General features: G+C 51.0%; 7 protein-coding genes. 2 read left to right on the forward strand and 5 right to left on the reverse strand.

Annotated features, from left to right (window positions below; translation table 11 throughout):
- Positions 1 to 27: 27 nt before the first annotated feature.
- Positions 28 to 1,947 (forward strand): ATP-binding protein, encoded by a 1,920-nt coding sequence (locus CLV88_RS18470; RefSeq protein WP_106609897.1) that lies wholly within the window; start codon positions 28 to 30, stop codon positions 1,945 to 1,947.
- A 639-nt stretch (positions 1,948 to 2,586) separates the two neighbouring features.
- Here CLV88_RS18470 and CLV88_RS18480 read toward each other — a convergent pair.
- A complete protein-coding gene (locus CLV88_RS18480) occupies positions 2,587 to 4,776 on the reverse strand; it encodes a calcium-binding protein (protein ID WP_106609899.1) in 2,190 nt (729 codons plus the stop codon).
- Positions 4,777 to 5,195: 419 nt separating this feature from the next.
- On the opposite strand from CLV88_RS18480, the gene CLV88_RS18490 reads away from it, so the two are divergent.
- The gene (locus CLV88_RS18490) at positions 5,196 to 6,539 is read left to right on the forward strand and encodes a glycosyltransferase (protein ID WP_106609901.1); all 1,344 of its coding nucleotides are present in this window, start codon (positions 5,196 to 5,198) and stop codon (positions 6,537 to 6,539) included.
- A 346-nt stretch (positions 6,540 to 6,885) separates the two neighbouring features.
- Here the strand turns inward: CLV88_RS18490 and CLV88_RS18495 are convergent, their stop codons facing one another.
- From CLV88_RS18495 to CLV88_RS18510, 4 genes are all read right to left on the reverse strand, one after another.
- Positions 6,886 to 7,128 (reverse strand): DUF6447 family protein, encoded by a 243-nt coding sequence (locus tag CLV88_RS18495; RefSeq protein ID WP_106609902.1) that lies wholly within the window; start codon positions 7,126 to 7,128, stop codon positions 6,886 to 6,888.
- Positions 7,129 to 7,231: 103 nt separating this feature from the next.
- On the reverse strand, positions 7,232 to 8,125 hold the full coding sequence (locus CLV88_RS18500; protein WP_341477190.1) for a SapC family protein: 894 nt from the start codon (positions 8,123 to 8,125) through the stop codon (positions 7,232 to 7,234).
- The gene (locus tag CLV88_RS18505; protein WP_165798939.1) at positions 8,067 to 9,764 is read right to left on the reverse strand and encodes a tetratricopeptide repeat-containing sulfotransferase family protein; all 1,698 of its coding nucleotides are present in this window, start codon (positions 9,762 to 9,764) and stop codon (positions 8,067 to 8,069) included. Before CLV88_RS18505 ends, CLV88_RS18500 begins: the two co-directional genes overlap by 59 nt.
- Positions 9,765 to 9,874: 110 nt before the next feature.
- Positions 9,875 to 22,099, reverse strand: coding sequence for a calcium-binding protein (locus CLV88_RS18510; protein ID WP_106609905.1), 12,225 nt, complete (start codon positions 22,097 to 22,099; stop codon positions 9,875 to 9,877).
- Positions 22,100 to 22,170: the final 71 nt, after the last annotated feature.

Here is a 22,170-nt window from a genome sequence, read left to right on the forward strand (position 1 = left end):
GATCTTCAATAAACAGAGAATGAGTCCATGAAGATCTTTCAATCACAAGCCAAGATATATACTGGATATGTACGTGGTTTGCGGCAGCCCGCTTACAGTGCCAATTTGACATTTGCACCGTCTCCTGAAGATCCTCAGCGATTGTCCGGAAGCCTCCAGAACATTCTGCTGATGGCCATCGCGCCCATGAACCGCCCAGGATGGCAGTCAGAAACAAAGTGCAATTCTCCAGAAGAGGAATTGGCACAAAGCATTTGCACTGCAGTTGCTCAGCTCCAGGATGCTGCGGGCATTCCGATCACGGATGCAGCGCATATCCAGCGTGTTTCCGACCCGCTCACCTCTGGTAGTAACCCGGAGAACAAATTAGTCTTCCGGTTGGATTTACCCTCTCAAGATCCTCAGGTCGCAAAAATAGCGTTGAGTTGGGTAATCTTGCTGCTCTCCGAGCTTACTCAAAACCCACAAAAGGTTGAGCTAACATCCGAACAGAAACGGATGCTAGATCTCTTTATGGCAATAGCAAAAAAAAGTGCGCCTCCGGGAGCCAACAATGCCCGTATGCTCCGCGCAGCAGCTGCTCTGGAAATCCCAGTTTTGAAATTACCCCATAACATTTTTCAGTATGGCTGGGGGAAAAACAGCCGCTTGTTTCAAAGTACATTTTCAGATGCAACGCCCACGATTGCGACTCAATTGTGTGGTGATAAAGATTTGACAAAGGCAGTTCTCAGCAGTGCCGGCATTCCGGTTCCTGCTGGGTTCCTTCCGACCAATTCAAAACACGCTGTGAAAATCGCGGAAACGCTTGGGTACCCGGTGATCGTGAAACCCGCTGATACCGAACGCGGCATTGGCATCACCGGGAATCTGAATTCCGCGCAGGAAGTGCTAGGAGCCTATGGCAAGGCTAGAAAGCACTCCAGACGCGTCCTCGTGGAGAAATATCTTTCCGGAACTACTTTCAGGGTGAATATCTACGCCGGAAAGGTCTCCTCCATCATCAAAAAGGTGCCTGCCAGTGTTTTTGGAGATGGCAGGTCAACAATTGAACAATTAATCTGTGCGGAAAATAAAGCACGCAAGGTGCTTCAGGCTGAATTTGCACAAGTCAAACCAATAGAGTTGGACCAGGAGGCCGAAGAACTTTTGCAAGCTCAGGGATTTATCTCCACCTCTATTCCGAGCCCAGACACAGAAGTGTTTCTCAAGCAATCTGCCAACGTTTCTAGCGGCGGGCGGTTGATAGAATTCAACGCTCCCGTGCATCCAGAAACACTTGATATGCTGGAACGCGCCTGTGCCATATTGCGGCTCGACCTTGGCGGTATTGACCTGATCTCTGATGATCTAGAGCGGCCCTGGTATGAAACAGAGACCGCAATCTTGGAAATCAACTCAAAGCCCCAACTGAGTGCTATCCATTTTGAAAACGGACAGAAGCTTCTAAACTTATATGTCCCAGATCAAGGCCATATCCCTACCGTGGTGTTTGTGAGTTCCCTACCTCAAGCTGAAAATGAAACGTTCGATTTTTTAAGTTTGTTCGCCGGAACTCAAACCGGCCTAGCTATCCGGGGACGTGCGTTCGTCGGAAGCCATTCTCTACAGAGGCAGAAAACGGACGATATTCGCGCTATAAACGCCGTTCTCATGAATCCGTCTGCTGAGAGCGTAATGCTTGTCACAGATGGATCCGAGCACCTCAAGCAAGGATTCCCCTTGCCCTTCTATGACGTTCTTGCAATCGGAGATTGGACAGAAGATTGTTCACTATTGGAAACCCTCATCCAGTCCATCCTTCCGTTTCTCAAGAATAAGCTCGTAATCGATAGAGCTCACCCTTTGGTGCCCGCAATTCGAGATCTAGTCCCCCCAAACCGCTTGTGGCTGGTTGAGAACAAAACGGCACTACTTAACGCAGTAAAAATTCACCTGACCCAATGACTTTTGAGCCAATTGATCTGCCATTGATCAATCCAAACCCCAGGCACACATGCAAAAACGCTTTGCCCTGTAATGGGAATGATCGGACAGACCCTCACTGACCTTAATCTTGTAGTTACTTTCTTCTGCCCCATAACAACACAGCGATGCCGGTGCTGGTTTCGCAGACCTACAAAAGTTTAGACCCGCCTGAACCATCTCTTCATCTTGTGGCTCCGAAAACTTGACGAGTAATCTGTCACCATCGATAACACATTCCACCGAAACACCCTCACAGACCTTTTTCTTCGCAAACAGGGGGATTTCATCCTCCTCATCCTCTTCAGGGGTGTCGGACGGCGGTGTTGGCCCCCCAGGAGGTGCAGGTGCCGTTGGAGAGCTAAAGCCAGTCGTGCTTGTAGGCGTCGGTGTTCCTGTCGCCTCGAAGTTGTCGTTACTAGGTGGTGTTGGTTCCGCGGGAGGTTCAGGCGCCGTTCGTGTCTCTCCAGGTGGCTCCCATGCGAATGCAGGCACAGCCAGCGCAAAAAGAGCGAACATGATTGCTAAGATTCGTGCAAAATTCATGGCACTTTCGTTCCTACTGAGATTGGGCAGCCTATGATTATCACATATAAAACTGCTGCAACTGTTTTCTTTTGATCACGCAAACCTATCGTTCCTTAAGACACCTATCTGATCCCGCAAAATGGCGTCTTTTACGACTGCAACAGCCTGCGAGTCGGCCAGAATATGCGTGTCGCCCGTCGTTGGATCTGTTTCCAGAGTAATGATCGGAAGTTCCACTGCGCTTTGAGATACAATAACAAGCAATGTTTCATCAGTGGAAAAATCATGGATCACCGGTGCGTTTTCAGGGTCAGCCCAAGTGCCTGTAATAAAGGTATCAGTCCCTTCGCCGCCATAGGCATTATCGCCACTGCCCAATTCCAGTTCGTCATTGCCAGCACCACCCTCAATCACATCCGGATCCAGAATGTCTTCTGACTCGTACCGGAAGTTATCATCACCGTCGTAATATCCCCACAGCACGTCCGCTTCATCTCCACCGCTGAGAGTGTCTTCACCAGCGCGCCCGACCAGCACATCAAAGCCCGGACCACCCGACAGGCTGTCATTTCCATCTCCTCCGGCAAGGAGATCATCACCATCGCCGCCCTCAGCAGTATCATCACCTGCACCACCTACAATGTCATCTTGTTGGCTCCCACCAATAAGAGAGTCGTTGCCTGCGCCACCAAACAGCTGATCATCACCAACTCCGCCGTTGAGAACGTCATCGTCCTCCCCTCCCGTGAGGACATCATTGCCAGCGTTCCCTTGAAGGTCATCTTCTCCAGGTCCGCCAAAGAGACTGTCGGAACTCGCGCCGCCCAAGCCTTCGTCATTTCCCTCACTAAGGCTGATCACGATACCATCGTCATGACCGATGACTGTATCGTCCCCTTCCAAGCTGAAAACAGAATCAACACCTAGTCCCGCCTCAATGAAGTCATCCCCCTCCGTGCCCTGAATAACATTCTCAAAAATGGGAGCATCTGAACCGTCCCTGTAAACACCTATCTGATCCAGCAAAATGGCGTCTCTTACGACTGCCACAATTTGTGAGTCAGCAAGAACGTGTGTGTCACCGGTTGTTGGATCTGTTTCCAGAGTAATAGTCGGAAGAACTTCTACGCTCTCAGGCACAACAACAAACAGCATTTCATCTGGCGCAAAGTCGTGAAGCACGGGCGCATTCTCAGGATCAACCCAAGTGCCCGTGTAAAAGAGGTCGGTCCCCTCTCCACCATAGCCACTATCGCCACTACCCAACTGAAGCTCGTCATCACCAGCACCACCGTCGATTACGTCTGGGTCCAGAATGTCCTCAGGCTCATATTGAGCATCGGCGCTGCCATCATAGTACCCAAAAAGTTTATCTTCTCCATCACCACCGAGAAGAGTATCGGATCCGGCGCTTCCTACCAATGTATCAAAACCTACACCACCCGACAGGCTGTCGTCGCCATCTCCTCCAAAGAGAAGATCGTCACCTTCACCACCATCAGCCGTATCGTCCCCCTCACCAGCTACGATCTCATCATTCTGAGATCCACCAACAATGAAATCGCCGCCCTCGCCTCCAAAGAGTCTGTCTTCCCCATCGCCACCAAGAAGGGTGTCGGATCCGACACCCCCACCCAAGGAGTCAGAACCTACATCACCCAACAGGCTGTCGTCGCCAACTCCCCCAAAGAGAAGATCGTCACCTTCACCACCATCAGCCGTATCGTCCCCCTCACCAGCTACGATCTCATCATTCTGAGATCCACCAACAAGGGAATCGTCGTCATCTCCGCCAAAGAGTTTGTCTTCTCCCTCACCCCCAGAAAGGGTGTCTACCCCGGCGCCCCCACTCAGTGAATCAAAGCCTATGCCGCCCGAAAGGTTGTCATTTCCATCTCCTCCAAACAGAAGATCATCGCCCTCTCCGCCTTCGAGAAAATCATCGCCCTCCTCTCCCACGAGAACATCATTTCCGGCATTCCCATCAAGAGCATCGTTTCCCTCTCCGCCAAAGAGGCTGTCGGAACCCACGCCGCCCAAGCCCTCGTCATTGCCCTCATTAAGGTTGATTACGATACCATCGTCATGGCCGGTGACCGTATCATTGCCCTCCAAGCCAAAGACAGAATCGATACCTGATCCTGCCTCAATGTAGTCATCCTCGTCCGTCCCGCGGATGTAGTTTTCATCCTCCACAGCGTCATCATCCGAATCGGAATCTGACGAGGTAGTTCCGAAAATTAGAGCGGCCGCTCCCAGCGAGAGAAAGAGAAGAATTTCCAAGGGACTATCCTAATTGCACTGCAGCATGAAAGCGTAACACGGTAGCCCAAGCTTCACAAAATTTTGCCCAAACATCGCCACAATGTTGCCATTTTGGAAAAGCTCTCCCAAGAATGGTCGCTTCGTTTATCATTTGGCATCAATCTGAATAGTTCGCGTAAGCCGAAGCCGCGAATCAAAAACCCATAAAAGATGAACTGTAAGAAGAGCGCGACGATCGACGACAGGGACATGCGCAAGGTAGCGCCTCTAATTTTCCGCAGCAAAAAACGGGCAAACTGTACAGCACAAACCAGGCAATCTAGTTTAGAAGACGCCTTCGCCTGCACATTCCATTTTGGCTAACCCAAAGCCTCTCTAGTTTTGGGCTTGAGTGGTAAAGGCAACATCTATCGTTTCACTAAAAAGCAGGCAACGCTATGAGCAAAACTGATATACCCTCTACAGATCCAGCATCCGCTGAACGCCCGTTCCGTATCCTGTGGGCAAACCGGCACTGTCTTCTGGATACATCAAGTGGTGCCTCGCTTTCCGCCCTTCAAATGCTCCATCAACTGAACAGTCGCGGTATGCAGGTAGATATTTTGGGGGCCACCAATTTCGACAACCCCTCTGGTGCTCTGAGATTCCAACCCCAAATCATGGATGCGCGCCGGCGAAGACAGAGAAGCTTTGTCCATAGGGATGGCAGGATCACACATGCGCTAGTCCTCACCCACCATCAAAAGCAAGGTCTGATGATGTCCAGAGAAGATGCGTACTGGCATTCACTATATCAGGAGTCGCTGACATATCTGAAACCAGACCTAGTCATGTACTATGGCGGTTTTCCTGCGGATTTGCTGATCCCTCAGGAAGCCAGGATGCGAGGAATTCCCAGTGCCGCCTATGTCGTGAATGGTAATTATCATGGGATCCGTTGGTGTCATGATACAGATTTGATTCTCACAGATAGTGAGGCCACCGCACAACTCTACAAAACCCGATCCGATCTCACATTGCACCCGGTTGGTACATTTATTGATCCCAAGCGGGTTGTGGCGACTGATCGAACACCCGAGCGCGTGTTATTTGTGACACCAAAACCTGAAAAGGGTGCATACATCGTCGCCGCTCTCGCCCTAATTATGGCTGACCGCCGCCCCGACATCACATTTGAAGTGGTAAATGCGCGAGGGGATTGGAATGAAGCGGTGCAAGCAGCCGCACAACATCTGGGCAAGTCAAATAAACCACCACAAAACGTTGTTGTCACACCTAACACCCAAGATATGCGTCCGGTTTATGGCAGGGCCAAGGTTTTGCTCGCACCGAGCCTATGGTGGGAAAGCGGTGCAAGGGTTCTTTGTGAGGCTGCGCTGAACGAGCTTCCGGTGATTGCGACAACACTTGGTGGCACGCCTGAAATTTTGGGAGATGCCGGCATCTTCCTTGAATTACCTTCAAAGTTTCACCAAAAACCTCATAAGAAAATTCCGAAATTGGACGATCTAGAAAAAATCATTTCTACCATCGAGAGACTCTACGATGACGTGTCCTATTACGATGCGTGTACCAGCCGGACCAAGAAGCTCATCCATTCAGGGAAACATTCACTCGACAAAAACACCGACAGGCTGATTGACTGCCTCATGCCTCTTCTGAACAAACGAGCAGGAGATATCGATAGCAAAAAATACTTGCTCAAACATCACAAGCACGGCGCGCCAGATTTGTCGGCATCAGTCCCACCGATAGTCTCACTTTCAGGAACCGATGTATAATATGCGCCGGCGTTTGGCGGCTGGGTTCAGTTGGCCAATTTTCCAACACGGTCTGTCAGGAGGTATTCGAATTATTATATAACCCGAAGCGCAAACAATCGAATAACGGCATGCCCTCGCCTGTTGACTTCAAAATCAGACAGCAGAAAATGAACGAGGCAATTATCTAGGAAACTAGGGACACTTCGCTTCTTGCGGAACGTGACCTAGTAGATTTCTTGCAAGTACCAGTAATTTCACCATTTTTACTGAGGATTGCCCATCACCTCCTTCAAGAGATGTGCCGCCCCTTCCCTGCTTGTTGGGAAGGGGCGGTGTCAGATCACATCAAGACTAATGAAAATAATCAGTTCTTCGCAGGGTCGGTGACAACTTCAGTCTCACCGTTTTCACCCCCCAGCTCACGCTTGAGAGCTTGGGCGTATGCTTGTCGCGCCGTCTGTATCGACGCGAGCATCAACCGCTGACGACCGATTTCTTGATCTGCAAACTGGATATTCACAATGATCTTACGGGCATTTTCCGAAAGATCCTCCACAGCGTATTCTGTACCTTCAATTGTAATTGTGTTTTTTTCCGATTCAGCCATCAGGAGCCTCTGTTTATATTGTCTATGAAAGGTCTATCGATGTTCTGGTAGACTGAAGCTCGGGAAGCGTCAACCACGCACACAAAAATCCAACTGCCTTTACCTACCAACGGAACTCTATCTCATCATCCTCGAAGAACTGATCAATTGACTGCCCGCTTTCGTCAGGTGCTTGATCCTCTGATTTATGAGCTGAAAGCATTGCAAATTGGCGCAACACCGCCAACTGTGGCATAGATGCAAGCTGGAGATAGGCCATCTCTAGAGCGCGCGTTTCAAAGAGGTCACGGAATACGTCTTCAGAAATATTCCGCAATCGCACCCGATCCACTGTCCAGAAACCATCTCGCAGAGGCTTTTCGGGAACAGGATTTTCAAATGACCATTCCCAAGGCTGAAGCAAGTCAGCCTCCGCTAGGCATTTGATCGCAGCCAGAGTACGCTTCCGAGACAAATGCCGTTTCGTAAAGAAGGTTGTCAGGCGTGAAAGAACAGGCTTCAGGCTACCCTCCGCATCAAAAAACCTGTCTTCTCCGTGTGCTGTTTCCGGCTCTTCCCTGTAACGGCCACTCGCATGGTCAAAGCACAACGCAATACGGTCCTGCCCGTCTCCACCCGTAGACACACCAGCATAGAACGGATAACCGCGATACCAGCTAGGAACATAGGATGTCCGCCAGCTCCCTTCTTCTGTGAGCAGCAGGTTCTCTTGGGCATATAAACCAGTAACCGCTACCAGTTCAAATTCGCCACTTTTCCGCCGCGCAAAGGCTAAAGGAAGACTCACCAAGGCAAGTTGCATTTCTTCGAGAACAATTGGGCATGACGCATCAGTCACGGCAAACGATAGCACGTCCTCTCGCCTACGCTCCCAGCCATGTGACTTCGCTACACTGGGCCGGATAGGCTGAATGTCCGGTGTATAGCCAATCATCGATTCAGGCCGCGTATTCAAATCTCTCAACCCAAGGGTCAAGAAGCTTCCGGCATTCCTCATCGAACAAGAATTCAAAGTTCTGCCAGGATGACTGCACTCCGAGAGAAAGACCCTTACGAACATTGGCATAGCTTGGCGTTCGGACAGCTCGTTTCGATGCGTTCTCGGCGAAGTTGCGCACTTCATCCGTCCATTCAACACCCAAGAAATCGAGGGCCCCACCGATCACCGCGTCAAAGTCATTCACCAATTCATCATACTTAATATAATACACCCGATCGGTTTTGCCTGGAAACACTTCAAACCAGTCGGACATAACATGATTGTAAAGAACGCAAGACGTATGAATGTCGTTGAACGCCGTCATGGCAATGTTCTGCGCATAATCCTGTTTCCAGTTTGACAGCACGACATCATATGGATGGCGGATCGAAAAGATGTATTTCTTACTAGGAAAAATCTTCTCCATGTATTTGATATTGGAACCAATGATCGGAGTCTTATCGATGATCGCCTGAACGTCAGGCTTGTTCACGTATCTTGTCAGGTTTTGATAGTATAGCTGCCGATGCGCCACACCTCGAAGTCCAATATTCTTTCCATCTGGATCCGCCGACATCGGTGATTTGTAAGCAGTGAAAATAGATCCGATCAAAGACGATGTCTCCTCGCATGCCATCACCTTGGGATGCGAGGACAAGGCGTTTTCAAGGAGCGTTGTGCCCGATCGTGGAAATCCAGTCATGATAAAGTAGTTATCGTTCTTGTCTTCCGGCAGCTTTGGAACAGGCCAACCTGCCCTGTTTTCAAGATCAGCAATGTAACGTTCTGGTTTGAGGTTTTTTTGCTTCAGCGCTTCGTTTTGAAGTTGATACCACTTCGCCGCGTTCTCGTAATCGCCGTCTTTCTCATAAGCGTTTGCCACAAGCGCATTCAATATAGAGAGCTTGTCCTTCGTAAGCTTAAGCGCATTCGATTTTTCTAAAACCTGAATACACTTTTGATACTGTTTGTCCCAATAATGCATCTGAGCAAACGCGTAGATGCTCGCGAGCCTAGCCTCTTCGTTGGGGCGAATAACCTGAGCAAAGAGCTTGAACTGATCCCGAGCATCTTCCCGCTCCAGCATACGCAACAATCCGATGAGCGACGCTTGCAGCGGTTCCGTATGCGTAAAAATGGCTCTCAGCATTGGCTTAAGAGCTTTGCTCCAATTCAACCTTGAACGGGCTATGTCACGCGCGTCCGTGACATGTTTGGGATTGCCCGTCATGAGATATAGCCTCTCATGTAGCAGAACCTGGGCCTCATAGTCATTCTGCAGGGTAGCTTCCATCATCTTGAGATGCAGATCTTTTTCGCTCTCAAGTGAGGCCTCCTCCAACTCTTGAAGCTTATTGACGAGATCAAATCTGAAAGTGCTCAGAAAGCGCGGGAGCAGCAGTTGGCGCAGATGTGCACTCCTGCGCGCCACGTGCATCGCCATAACAAGCAAGTTACCATCCACGCGCGCCGCTTTTGCGATAAGAGATGAAAGAGCCCAGACCCGGACAACCGGATCATGAATGCTGGTCCGCTCCATGAGCTGACTTTGGTTTTTGGGGCGATCTAGCGTGCCCAAGATTCCCACGGCTTGAAAGAGTGTGACCTCGTCCGGAAACGAAGGTAGTTCAGTGACTATACGGCGTTCGTCGAGCATTCGCATCCAACATTGAGTTACATCGTGTAAAAAGGCGCCCCGGACAACCGGAGCGCCATGTTTATCTTCGATGGACCCCGCAAAGTAAAGCGGGGCTCATCTTTCGTTCCTTAGAGGAACATCTCGTCGAAGTTGTCGCCGTCCAAGGCACCGATGTTGATGTCTTCGAGGCGAGTAACCAACTCGACTTCGTTGGAGTCGACATCTCCGTTACCATCGGCATCCTCGTAGGCCCAGATCCATGCATCACCACTGTTGTAGGCAACAATGTAGCCGCTCTGATCTGCCGTAACCGTGATGTCGGTATTGTTCCCATTGGAGTCCAAGCCGCGAAGCAAGTCTTCTCCATCCGGGAAGTTGGCGTCCCAGTCATCCGCATTGTTGTTTGCATCAAATGAGAACTCAACGATCAAGGTTGTGCCAGCCACAGAAGCACCGGAAATGTCATATCCAGCTCCACTTGGGAACGACTGAGTCACGAAAGTGACGTCATCGGTAACTTGGATATTGTTTCCGTTGGCATCTGCAGGGATGGAATTCCCATCAAACATCAGGTTGCTGTTCGTATTGAAGTCGAACGCTTCGAGGATGATTACATCGTCGTCGACATCGAAGTCAGAGACACCAATGGCGCGATCATCGATGTTCCCGTCATCGTTCAAGCTGTTCAACAGACCCAGACGATCGGCTCCCGACCCCAACGCAATGACACCCGTTGCAGGACCGTTGCCATCTTCAAGATTGATGAGGATCAGGTCGTTCCCATCTCCACCATCGATGACAAGGTCACTAACTCCAGAAAGAGCGTCGTTGCCATTGACATCGTAAGTGGCGACGAACAAGTCCATGCCGGTTCCAAGATCGAAGTCGATGTCATCACCACCCCGCCAATGACGAACCACGTCGCTGTCCGCTCCGGCTTCAACATCGACATCCGCGTTGTTGTCACCTAGATCGACATTGATGAGGTCATCGCCAGCTTCCGTGCTGATTTCAACCCGATCAGAGGCCAAGGTCGAGAACTGGTTAACGTTAACATCATCCTCCCCGTCACCTGTGTTGATGTTCAACCCAACATCATTGCTGTTGATGTTGACGTCTTGGTCAGCCGAGGACGCCGCTCCCAGATAATCCAGATCGATAGTCAGACCGTTTCCATCGGAGAACTTCAATGAACCACCGCTGAAACCATTGGCGTCAACAGTGTCAAGCATCGGGGCGCTATTGGTGTTAACATTGAAGTCAACGTCTCCCTCAATAACCAGAGTCTCGACTGCATCTGCAAACAGACTGTAAACATCGTTCTCCGTCCGGTTACCGTTACCGTCAAGCGCATCACCAGAAGACACAAGGGTAATGGTTTCAACACCATCGATGGTCAGAAACTCCATGTAATTGGGCTGGTTGTTGTCATCCCACTCGTTCCCATCCATCAAGAAAGTAACCTGAACTTCATCGGTGTTGCCATTGGCATCTTCCAGCGCCAGATCAAGAGCATTGATCATATTGAAGCCGTCGTTATTGAACCGCAACCGAATGTCCATTGCCAGGTTGGCATCGATACCATTCACATTGAAGTTGCTGTTCTGGTTCGAATTGGCATCGTCAAGGATCAGAGCCATGAACTGGTCTACGCCCGTGAGATCGTAGAACTCATTGCCGTCCAGATCACCTAGCACCAGATACTCGAAGCCACTCACAGCATCCAATGGCAGGTTGCCATTCGGGTTGGTGTTGACGTCTTCGTCATCATTGATGACGAACTCGTCGGTACCACCCGGACCACCTGTCAGACTGACGGTGCCACCATTACCAAGAACTTGGCTCAACTCACCTTCGTCAACGATTTCAACAACATTCACACCGCTCGACCCCGTGAAGGTGAAGTCGGTTGTATTCTGATTTGCGTTGTTGTCGTCGAAGTCCAAGTTGACAGAAACGTCCCCGGTTGCACCCGAACCATCCCAAGTCGACGTTCCGGTCACATCCGTCTCGTCATTGGTATACGACCCGCTACCCGAGTAGGTGAAGTCGTAGTTGTTCAGGTTCAGGTTGACGTTCTGATCGAAATCAGCCGAGCCAGACACTTCGAAGGCATCAAACGGGTTGGAGAACAGGTTGGCGTCGTCAATTTGGACATCAACAGTGTTCGCGTTGCCGTCACCATCTGCCATCAATCCGGTAATGACGGTGTTCCCATTACCATCCACGGCCACAGAGTTGATTTCCACCGTGATCGGGTTGGCATTTTCGTCCACCGCATCAGTCTTCAGAACCACGCTGCTCAGGCCCGTCGACACATTGTCGTTGGCATTGGTATCCGAGCTAAGGTTCGTCAGGTTGATGTTGACATTTGGATTGGCGTTGCCGTTCGCGTCAAACTGGAGGTCATCCACGAAGAGCGTGAAGCCCGAGTCTGCCGGATCTTCCACAACCCCAAAGCCGAAGCTTTCTGCCTGAAGCAGAGAAACAGTGGCGTCTCCAGTCAGGATCAGGCCATCCACCAGGTTCAGGTTCTCATCAGAGATGTCACCTGCAGCCTTCAGAATGATTGGATTATCGAGAGTATTCGGGTTACCGTCCGCGTCCTCTTGAATAATCGCCGCGCCATTTCCACTCAGTGTTTGAAGCTGTGTAAGATCAACGATCGTCGCATCTTCATCCTGCAGAAGCAGAGCATCCACCAGCGACAAGTCCAAAGCATTCGGATCTGTCAAATCGACGAAGTTGCCATCTGCATTTCCGTTAACATCGGTATCACCAGCTGCCGCGAGAAGATCGTTACCATTTTTGGTCACAGTGCCGCCTGTCGCCAGGCCGTCTGCTTCCTCAACAGTCACACCAACCGTCACATCAACAGTATTCGGGTTACCGTCACTGTCTTCAATGATCAGGGTGTTGATGCCCATAACACCGGTCAGGTCTTCATAGCTGTCAACTGCGTTGTTGTTGCCATTGACGTCATCGGTAACAGCGTTGCCGTTGCCATCAAGAAGCGGACCAAGCGGATCGCCGCATTCATCTTCGTCATCAACGATGATGGTGACATCGATACCCGTCAGATCACCAACCGCGCCGCCATCAACCGTCGCAATACGTGCTTGCTCAGGTGTCATAGTGACAACGGAACCTGCCGCAACATCAATCGAGGTGAGACCACGGAGTTCAGTCAGGTCACCACCATTGTCAGTGATAAACGCAGCATCAACCGTGAGGTCCGTACCTGGCCCAGTGATGTCAAACTCATCCTTAAACTGGATGAATTGCTCATCAGTCATCTTCAGCGTTGCGCCCTCGGCCAACACGAACTGTGTGTTGTCGTTGGAGTTGCCATCGCCAATGATTTCCAGGCCTTCAACAGCACCAGTGTTGCCATCGTCCGCCAGCAGACCGGTGAAGTCGACGTCACCTTCAATGTTGATCACATCCACTTGGTTGAAGCGAAGGTTACCCGCACCGAACTCGGCCGATTCCTGAATGGTCAACTCCATGCCAGGACCGTTGGTGTTGCCATCATCAAAGTCCCAAGTGCCGCCATCATTCAATTCTGGCGCCACTGTGTTTCCATCGACGTTAGCGTCACCAAGTGTAGCAGTAACCGTGCCGTTGGCGTTGCCATTGTTGTCGAGGGTGAAATCATCCCCATCAACTTCCGCAATGACACCCAAGTTGACATTACCATCGTGACCATCGGTATCAATCAGGCTCAGATCCGCACCCGCGACACCGGCATAAGGCACGCCGTTGCCATCAAGGTTCAGAACCAGGTTGCCGTTACCGTCCAACTCAGGCTCGTAGCCCGAGTTCACGGTGCTGTTACCGTTGGCATCAACAAGTCGCAGGATCTCAGTGTCGTCAAGATCAAACGCTGGGCTACCACCTGTGAGCGTGAACACACCGTTAAAGCCAGTAGTATCAACAACAAGCGTCGTTACATCGGCGTCGCTAGTATCAATCGCTTTACCAGTGACGTCGTTGTTGTTGTTGCCGTCGATATCAACCGTTGCAGTAGAATTGGCATCATCATCCGACAGCGACATCGTACCGAAGACGAGGCTTGCGCCAATCTCACCAGGTGCCGACGTATCGATGTCGACATTGGCCAGCTCACCACGACTTGGGCCACTTGCGATGTCACCAATGACGTTGTCACCATCGAAGTAGAGCGTGTTGCTCGGCAGCGGATTGTCCGCAGGATCCCAACCATCCGGCAGCAGGTAGTGTGCATTGTCATCTGCCAGGTACGAGTTGATGGTCAACGTACCGAACTCATCATCTCCCGGGAAGTTCGGGAAATTCGGGTCCGGAGCAGCCAGCAAGTTGTCGATCAACAGATCGCCAATGCTGGTTTCACCACCCAAGCTAATATCGAGATTTGCGACGCTGACCAGCAGGTCTTCGATCGTGTACTCAGTACCAAATGCAAGTTGGGTAAACGCACTGACTTCAACAGTTTGGTTAATCGGCACGTTCAGCTCAAGCAAGCCAATCAGATCGGTCTCATCGATACGCTTGATGATATCAGCATCCAACGTGAAGAAAGCGTCCCCGTTTTCATCCGTGATCGTGAAGAGCGCATCAACATTGACACCGTCTACGAGGTCATCCCGCAGCCAGAGACGGCCCAGGTTGCCATTGTAGCCCGACACATCCACAACGCCAGCTTCCACGGTGCCAACAATTGAGCTGAAGGCCCATACAACGTTGGTGTCCTTCTCGTTCTTCTCAGATTCATCTATCATCGGATAGTTGGCATCTGTGGGCACCAAGTCATTTGCCGGGTTCGTGTCGTCATCTGCACCAAGCACATTCACGACACGCTCTGCTTGAACTGCATTCGAGAAGCGAACAGTCTGACCATCAAGCTCGTGTGCTACCGCACCACCATCATCATTGATGTCCCACAGATTCACTGCGAAGCTGTTGTCACCACTGTTCAGAACCGACGTATCTGAGAAGAGCACGTCCGCAGGCACGTTTGTGTCATCATCATCGGTCAAGAACAGGTTGTTGGTACCCGTTGTCACAGCCACACCGCTCAGGTCCAGATCAACCAGCAATGGATCACCCGGCTCTGCGGCCGTACCGATGCTAGCAACCTGATCAATCGTCACGCTTGCAGTTGCGTCACCCGAGACTGTCTCAATGATCACTTCGCTCGAACTTTGGAACTGCGCTGCCGTCAAGACCAGCGTCACGTCTTCCGGTGTGCCGTTGTCTTCTGCGATGATCTCGATCACATCCGCATCACCAAGTGTGGTGTCCGGGTGCAGTTCCGTAACACCGTCACCTTCGATCGTAATCGTACCGATATTGATGCCTGCCGCGGCAATCAGATCCAGATCCAGATCTTCGCCGTTCAGATCACAGATGTGCAACGTGCCGCCGCCAATCCAGTTATCCGCAACACCGTCACCATCTGCATCAACGATTCCAACCGCAGCAACTTGAGCAGCAGTCATCGTCAAAGTCGTACCAGGTTCAATGATAACCGCGTCAACTTCAAATGCCGAGCCAACACCCAGCTCCTTGACGTTGTTGTCACCACCAACTGTACGAATGATGATCTCCTCATCCCAAGGCGCAGTGCCCAGAGAATCCGTGTCATCGGCTACAAAGCCATCCATGTGGAAGACGGAGTCGAGATCATCTGCCAGACCAACGGCATCTGCTAGATCATTCAGGCTTTCACCACCAATGGTCACTTCCGCCGGTGGGTTGCCATCGAACACTTCATCAACATCAATGTGCAGCAGAGAAACTTCCGCGTCAGAGATGTCCACATCATCAATCGTGATGTCGTTGTCACCCGTCAGCGTCAGAAGCGCATGGCTATCGGCCTCCTCGGCACCGAAGAAGATCGTGCCAACTTCGATGTCCAATCCATCCCGAGTGGCCGCAGCACCGTTCACGTTAACTGCGTCGAAGAAATCACCGGTGTTAATCGTAACATCCAGCAACTCATCCACTGTACCCACGTTCAGACTGATGTCACCAACACGGTTTGGAAGGAAATCGAAACCAGTGTCTAGCGCACCTAAGGTCGTGCGATCTTCATACGAGTTGATCGTCAGGGTATCGAAGATTGAAGGCTCGCCTGCGGCGACAACCGTATCACCGACACCTACATCACCAATATTGGTGTGACCTTCAAGATTGATAGTCAGATTGGCAATGGTCTGATACTCGTCCTGATCATCGTAGACGACGCCGTTGACTGCAGTAAGAGCCTCAAACGTGTTCACTCGATCAAACGGAATGACAATGTCTGGAATGTCGTTCGCATTGTATTTCTCAACCACAATCGACGAAGCCAGAGTGTTCCAGATTGCTTCCTCGTTCTGGCCAGGCGTATTGTCAATCAACTCCTCGGAGATGAAGAGGTGGTTGATACCGCCGTTGTAGTTAGTCGTATCAATCGGTTGGATTGCCGAACTCTCAAACAACCAAGCAACAGCTGTTACTGGAGTTCCGCCACCAATCTCGACGATATCTGCTCCGTCAGCCTGTTCAGGCGCGTTGAAGCGGATCATCTGACCGTTGGATAGCTGGATCTGGAAATCACCCAAATCGGAACCGTCCGCCAAAGTCACAGTCAACTCGCCAAGCTGAACGAAACCAGCATTGTTCACACCCGACAAGTCAACAACGGCTTCATCAAGGACAAAGTCGCCATCGCTGTCGTTGTTGTTCACCAGATTAGTCATGTTGATGACTGAGTCACCAGTGATGATGCCTGCGCTGGACAGGAACTGCTGTACGGTCATCGTGACTGTAGTTGGTTCCAAGCCATCGTCGGCGTCGTTCTCATCAGCTGTCGGCGTCACAATTTCGTCCGCACCACCGAAGGTAGTTGCGGCATCGATTACGATGTCACTAGCGCCAGGGGATGCGGGATCACCCAGATCCAAAATAGACACTGTTCCGATGTTGAGGCCAGGATACGCCTCAACCAGAGCGTCTAGATCAATCGATTCAGTCGACAGATCGGTGACATTCAGAGTTGCCGAAGCACCATCAGCCAGTTTGATCTGGATTTCATCGTCGCCGTTTTCAAGCGCATCAACCTGAGCTGCTGTGAGCGTCAGAACCGCACCATCTTCGAGAACAATGCAATCGACATCATCGATGTCCTTACCGTTCATTTCCGAGCCAGAGGCCGTCAGATCAACAGCGCCGCTCGCATTTATGGTAATCAGATCGACATCGCTGCCGCCAATCACACCGAAGTCTGCACTTGCTGTGAAATCAACCAAGCGGAGCTCAACGTTGATATCGCCTTCGGCGACGCCGCCGTCCACGAACTGAGAAACATCAACGCAGTCGTCTTCGCCAATGTCTGTCAGAGCAACTGTACCCGTGAAGGTGTCACCACCCTTGGTAATCCCAGTGTTCACTTTGACATCGACAATGCCGTCTGGTGTCTTCGTGTCCGCTGAAAGCAGCTGGTCATAAGTAAGAACCACTGTGGTGTCGTTTTCCACAGCGTTCACGACCAGACACTCCGCGCAGTCGAAGTCTGTACCCGCAGCAACGGTAAATTCACCGTCCACATCGGCGAAGGCCACTTCACCAATGCCCTCGACATCAATGTCGCGGAAGTCGATTTCCTGTGTCGACAGACCGTTGACGTTGAGCATGGTCATCATGCTCATCTCAACAGATGTGTCAGCAAAGCCATCAACACCCAGATCAATGATCTGATCGGCACTCACGGTGACTTGCGTTCCATCGTTACCAAACACAATCGCTTCAACACCAATCAGGTCAACATCGCTGAGATCGTTGACCGCCATCATATCGGTCAGCATCAATGTGAACGTACCATCAACAGCGCTCGCATCGATGGTCGACAGGCCAGCAAGATCAAAGCCACCTTGAACCGTTACATCATTGGCAGATACGAAGGTCAGAGTTTCGACCATCTCGTTGCCCGACCCCAAGAAGTCCGGCAGATCAAGACTAGCATCTCCATCATGCGGCCCTGTACCAGAGTCGGTAACGCCCACACCACCGTTGAACTCGGAATTGTTGTTAATCGACCCAATAACGGCATCACCATCTTCAACATTTACTGTGATGCTTGAGGCATTAGTAATGTTAATGGCTTCAACGTGAAGCGGACGTCCGTCTGCTCCAAGATCGACACCCTGGTTGTTGATATTCACAACAGCGGGCGCGCCTGGCCAGAAGAAGTCCATGTTGACCTGACCGATGTTCGACCAAGCAGGGTTGCCGTTGGCTTTGGCGCTATGATCAACCGCGCCGTCACCTTCAAGCAAAAGATCGACACCCCAATTCACCTGCAGGAAATTCACAACTGCATTGAAGTTGCCCTGCAGACCCAAAACCTCAAGATCCTCAGTCTTATCGCAAACATAAATAGTCGCGAACTCCTGATCGGTCAGAACGGTGTTCCACTTGAGAAGTTCTGCCGGATCAACTGTGCCATTGCCGTCATCTTCACCATCATCGACGTCAGTGACAACAAAGGTCTGGACACCAGAGGAGTTGATTCCTTTGTCATAACCTTCCTCACCAACAACCGCAGCGGTAAAGATATTGTCGCCGGGATGTGAAACCTCAACTCCAACGAGCTTCAGGTCAATCCGGTTGTCCGTATCAGCATTGCCGATGATCGTTGGTTGGGATGCGCCGCGAAGGAGCAAGTCCATACCCGTAAGATCCCCGGTCAGACCCGAAAAATCAACTGTGGCTTCCGGATCCAACTCGATGCAGACACCATCTGCGATAACCAAGTCGTTGGACCCAGAAATCAACAGTGTGTCTGTCTCCGAAGTTATCAGATCTTCTGAGATCGTAACAACGCCAGGATCTGTGTCGATCTTAAGAGCATCATCTGAGCTTGTCGGCGCGGGGCGCTCATAACCATCCGCTGTGCGCATGATGGTTACACCGGTACCGTCATCAAAACCACAGTCTGAATCGTCAGACAGCGTACCACTAATAAATTCAGCGCCTTCAACACCACCTGTGCTGGAGTCTGTACCAAACTCATTGAAAGACAGGCCTGCGTCCGTGATCATCACGGACCCTGTCAAACCAGCGATATCCGTGAGGATGCCGTCGTTGGCGACATATTTGTCGAGCTGCTCCGCAGTCAGCGTCAACATTGCACCATCTTCCAGGAAGATCGAAATGCGAACACCGTTGTCAATCATGGTTTCCAGGTCGCCAAGATCATCAAAGTTCAAATCTTCGCTGACAACAATGGTCACATTTGCAACCTCGTCAAACGCACCATATTCCGCACGCATCTTGTCCGGACCGATCGCCAAGAATTGACCCAGTGTGACAGCAAGGCCAGCATCGCCCTGCAGAACAACCTCGGAGAAATTAGCCTCGGAGAAGTCAACCTGCGTTACGTCACTGGTTTGATCAACAAAGAGGGCTATATCCTTGCCCCGAATGACCGAGCCAGGCAATGCGGTAATGCCGTCCATTGTGTCGTGAAGAGTGTCGTCGATCCAATCAACGTCGCCACCGTTCACACCATCGGCCAGGTTCGGCATCTTGTCATTGCCATCTTTGTTCCAACCGAGACGGACAGTGTTGTCCCCGCCGCCCACATTAATATTGACAAGAACGCCATTATCGTCGTCGCTGGTAGTGGTTTGTGACTTGCCAAACTCAAAGTCAGAGAAGTATCCACCGACAACAATATAGTCGTCGCCTTCGCCAGTACTAATATCAATCGACTGACGGGCATTAACAGCAACGAAGTTATCGCCGTTACCCAAGGTAACATCTGAAACTTCGACATTCCTTTCAACGTCAACCTGAGTGATGACGTTATCACCGTCACCACCAACGATGCTGGAGAATTCAACATCATTGGCGTTTACACGGTTGTCGCCGTCTTGCAGCACCATCTCAAGAGACCGAGCATGGTCAATCTGCCATTCGTCATTACCTTTTGAGCCAAGAATAATAACTTCACGATGATTGTTGATGTTCAGATCAACTCCACCTGTGTTCTCAATGGCATTAACCGTTACTGGACGGCCATCCTCAAACCAGTCGGAAATATCGTCGCCCAGATAAAGGGGCGCATCACCAATAATATTCAAGGTTGTCAGGAGGCCATTTCCAAGGTCAATTTCCTCAATCGCATTGCCACCACCCATCGATACAAGGGTGAGCGTGTTGCTGTTATGTGCAACATTTAGAAGGAATTCAGAACCGGTATCACCGAGGTTCAACTCAAGGATAATACCACCCTCTTGCCCTTCGCCGTAATGCAGATTGACACCGCCATGGAAACCACCTTCCAAGCGCGCTACTGCGTTGTTGCGAATGCCAGCCACGGTCAATTGACCGATGTTGATTCCTTCAAAAACATCCACACCTTCGGTGATAACGACACGCTCCACCTCAGTCGCACGAGACAGATCCAAGAAGCTGTCCGGATAGGTGTTGTTACCCGTTACTTCCGGATAGTCACTCGGGAATCCGCTGGATGTCGAACTACCACTGCCATCCGAATAGAAATTAGGCAGATTGTTGATGTGGACTTCTTGAATATTCTCCAGCTTTAGAGGCTGCGCATAAACGCCTTTGGCGTCTACTTCCAATACGTTGTAACCAGCGCCAGCTTCGATAAATGCCTGATGTAGCAGCTCCAAACGGCCCGCCACAATGACATCATCACCATCTCCAGTATAGCTGCCTGGCTCCAAGCTTTCTTCGACTGTGCCTGGAGCATCAAGATCACTGTGATCGCCCCAATAGTTTTGAGCTTCGGTCAGAACCAGACGGTCCGACCCTGCACCGCTATCATAACTTGAATCTTCATCCACACCACCCGGGACACCCCAGAACAGACGCGAATTTCCTTCCTGGTCGTAGATCAGGTTGTTCAGGAAGTCAAAATAGTAACCGCCCAAAACGGCTTCTGTATTTACGACAGAGCCATCAGCGAACGAGATACTGACACTACTATTCGCCGAAGCACCGTCTGCGGTGGCATCGTTATCTTCGCCGCTGCCCGTGTTGGTGTTGTTAGCATTTCCACCGTCACCACCACTGGTGGTGCCGAGATCACCAAGCGTCAGTGAAATATCCGTCACATTGTCAAACGGACCGACTCCATCGTCGTCGATCAACCCCAACTCCGCCAGATCCAGACCAGTGATTGTAGTCAGAAAGCTCAGAAGCTCTTCGACCGGAACACCATGTGCGCCCTCGTGGTCATGGTCATGGTCTTCACCGGCATAGCCAGGAGTGTAGCCCCACATCAGCACTTTTTCCGGTGCCTCTTCCTCTGGAGACTCTCCTTCCGGAAGTTGATCAAAAATGGTGTGGTACGTTACTGAACTAGAACCACCATCACCACCAGGACCAAACTCTTGCAGTTCAATTGCAGAATCAGGAGCCGCCAGGAATTGCAGAACTGTTGTGCCCGCAATTGTTACAACTTCATCATCAGACAGCGTCAGAACAACACCATCTTCGCTATCCGCCATGGCACGGATGACATCGTATTTTGTCTGGAAACCATAGTTTGCCAACAGCAAAGTGTCTTCGTCAGTATTGAAGTCGGTGATATTGTCGTTGCCATTACCTGCTGTATCGGCATCAAACCCGAACGTGTCACCACCGGCGCCACCGGTCAGCTGGTCGTCGCCACCACCAGCCCAAATAAGGTCGTCACCAGCGCCACCATCGACAACATCAGAACCAGCGCCGTTAAAGATGAGATCATCGCCATCGCCACCGTCCAGGGTGTCATCGCCGGACTTGCCAAAAATGATATCATCACCACCCAGACCATAAACCTGATCATCGCCGTGACCGCCGCCCAAAATATCTGAACCGTGCGCACCATAGACAATGTCGTTCCCGTCACCGGCCCAAGCAACCGTGTTGCCTGTACCGTTGATGTTGCCAGCAATCGCGCCGTCAGCAGCACCCGCGTAGGAAACATCGACCCCATCGTTATCGTAGCTACCGCCAATCAGAAGGTCCTGGCCGTCACCACCGTAAATCTGGTCATTGCCGTCATCACTGGCATCACCAAAATCCATGACGCCGTCATGTGAGTCACCGATAAGAATATCATCTCCGCCATTCCCACCGATTTCATCGTCGCCGTCGCCGCCCAACTGCAAATCGTCGCCGTCGTCCGCTTCGCCGGCAAAAATGGAGTCGTTGCCGTCATTACCAAAAACAACGTCATCTCCGTCATCTCCACGCAGAAAGTCGTCGCCATCCAGGCCGTCAATCAGGTCATCGCCCGCCAAGCCTTTAATTGTGTCGTCGTCGTTCGTACCGTCGAGAATATCGTCGTTCGGTGTCCCAATAATTTCGGCCATGATGTTTCTCCTGATAGAGATTATTTTTAATAACAGGGCATACGCACAGACGTAGCCCCCAAAAAGGGTTC

The organism is Shimia abyssi (assembly GCF_003014475.1).
Taxonomy (GTDB): domain Bacteria; phylum Pseudomonadota; class Alphaproteobacteria; order Rhodobacterales; family Rhodobacteraceae; genus Shimia; species Shimia abyssi.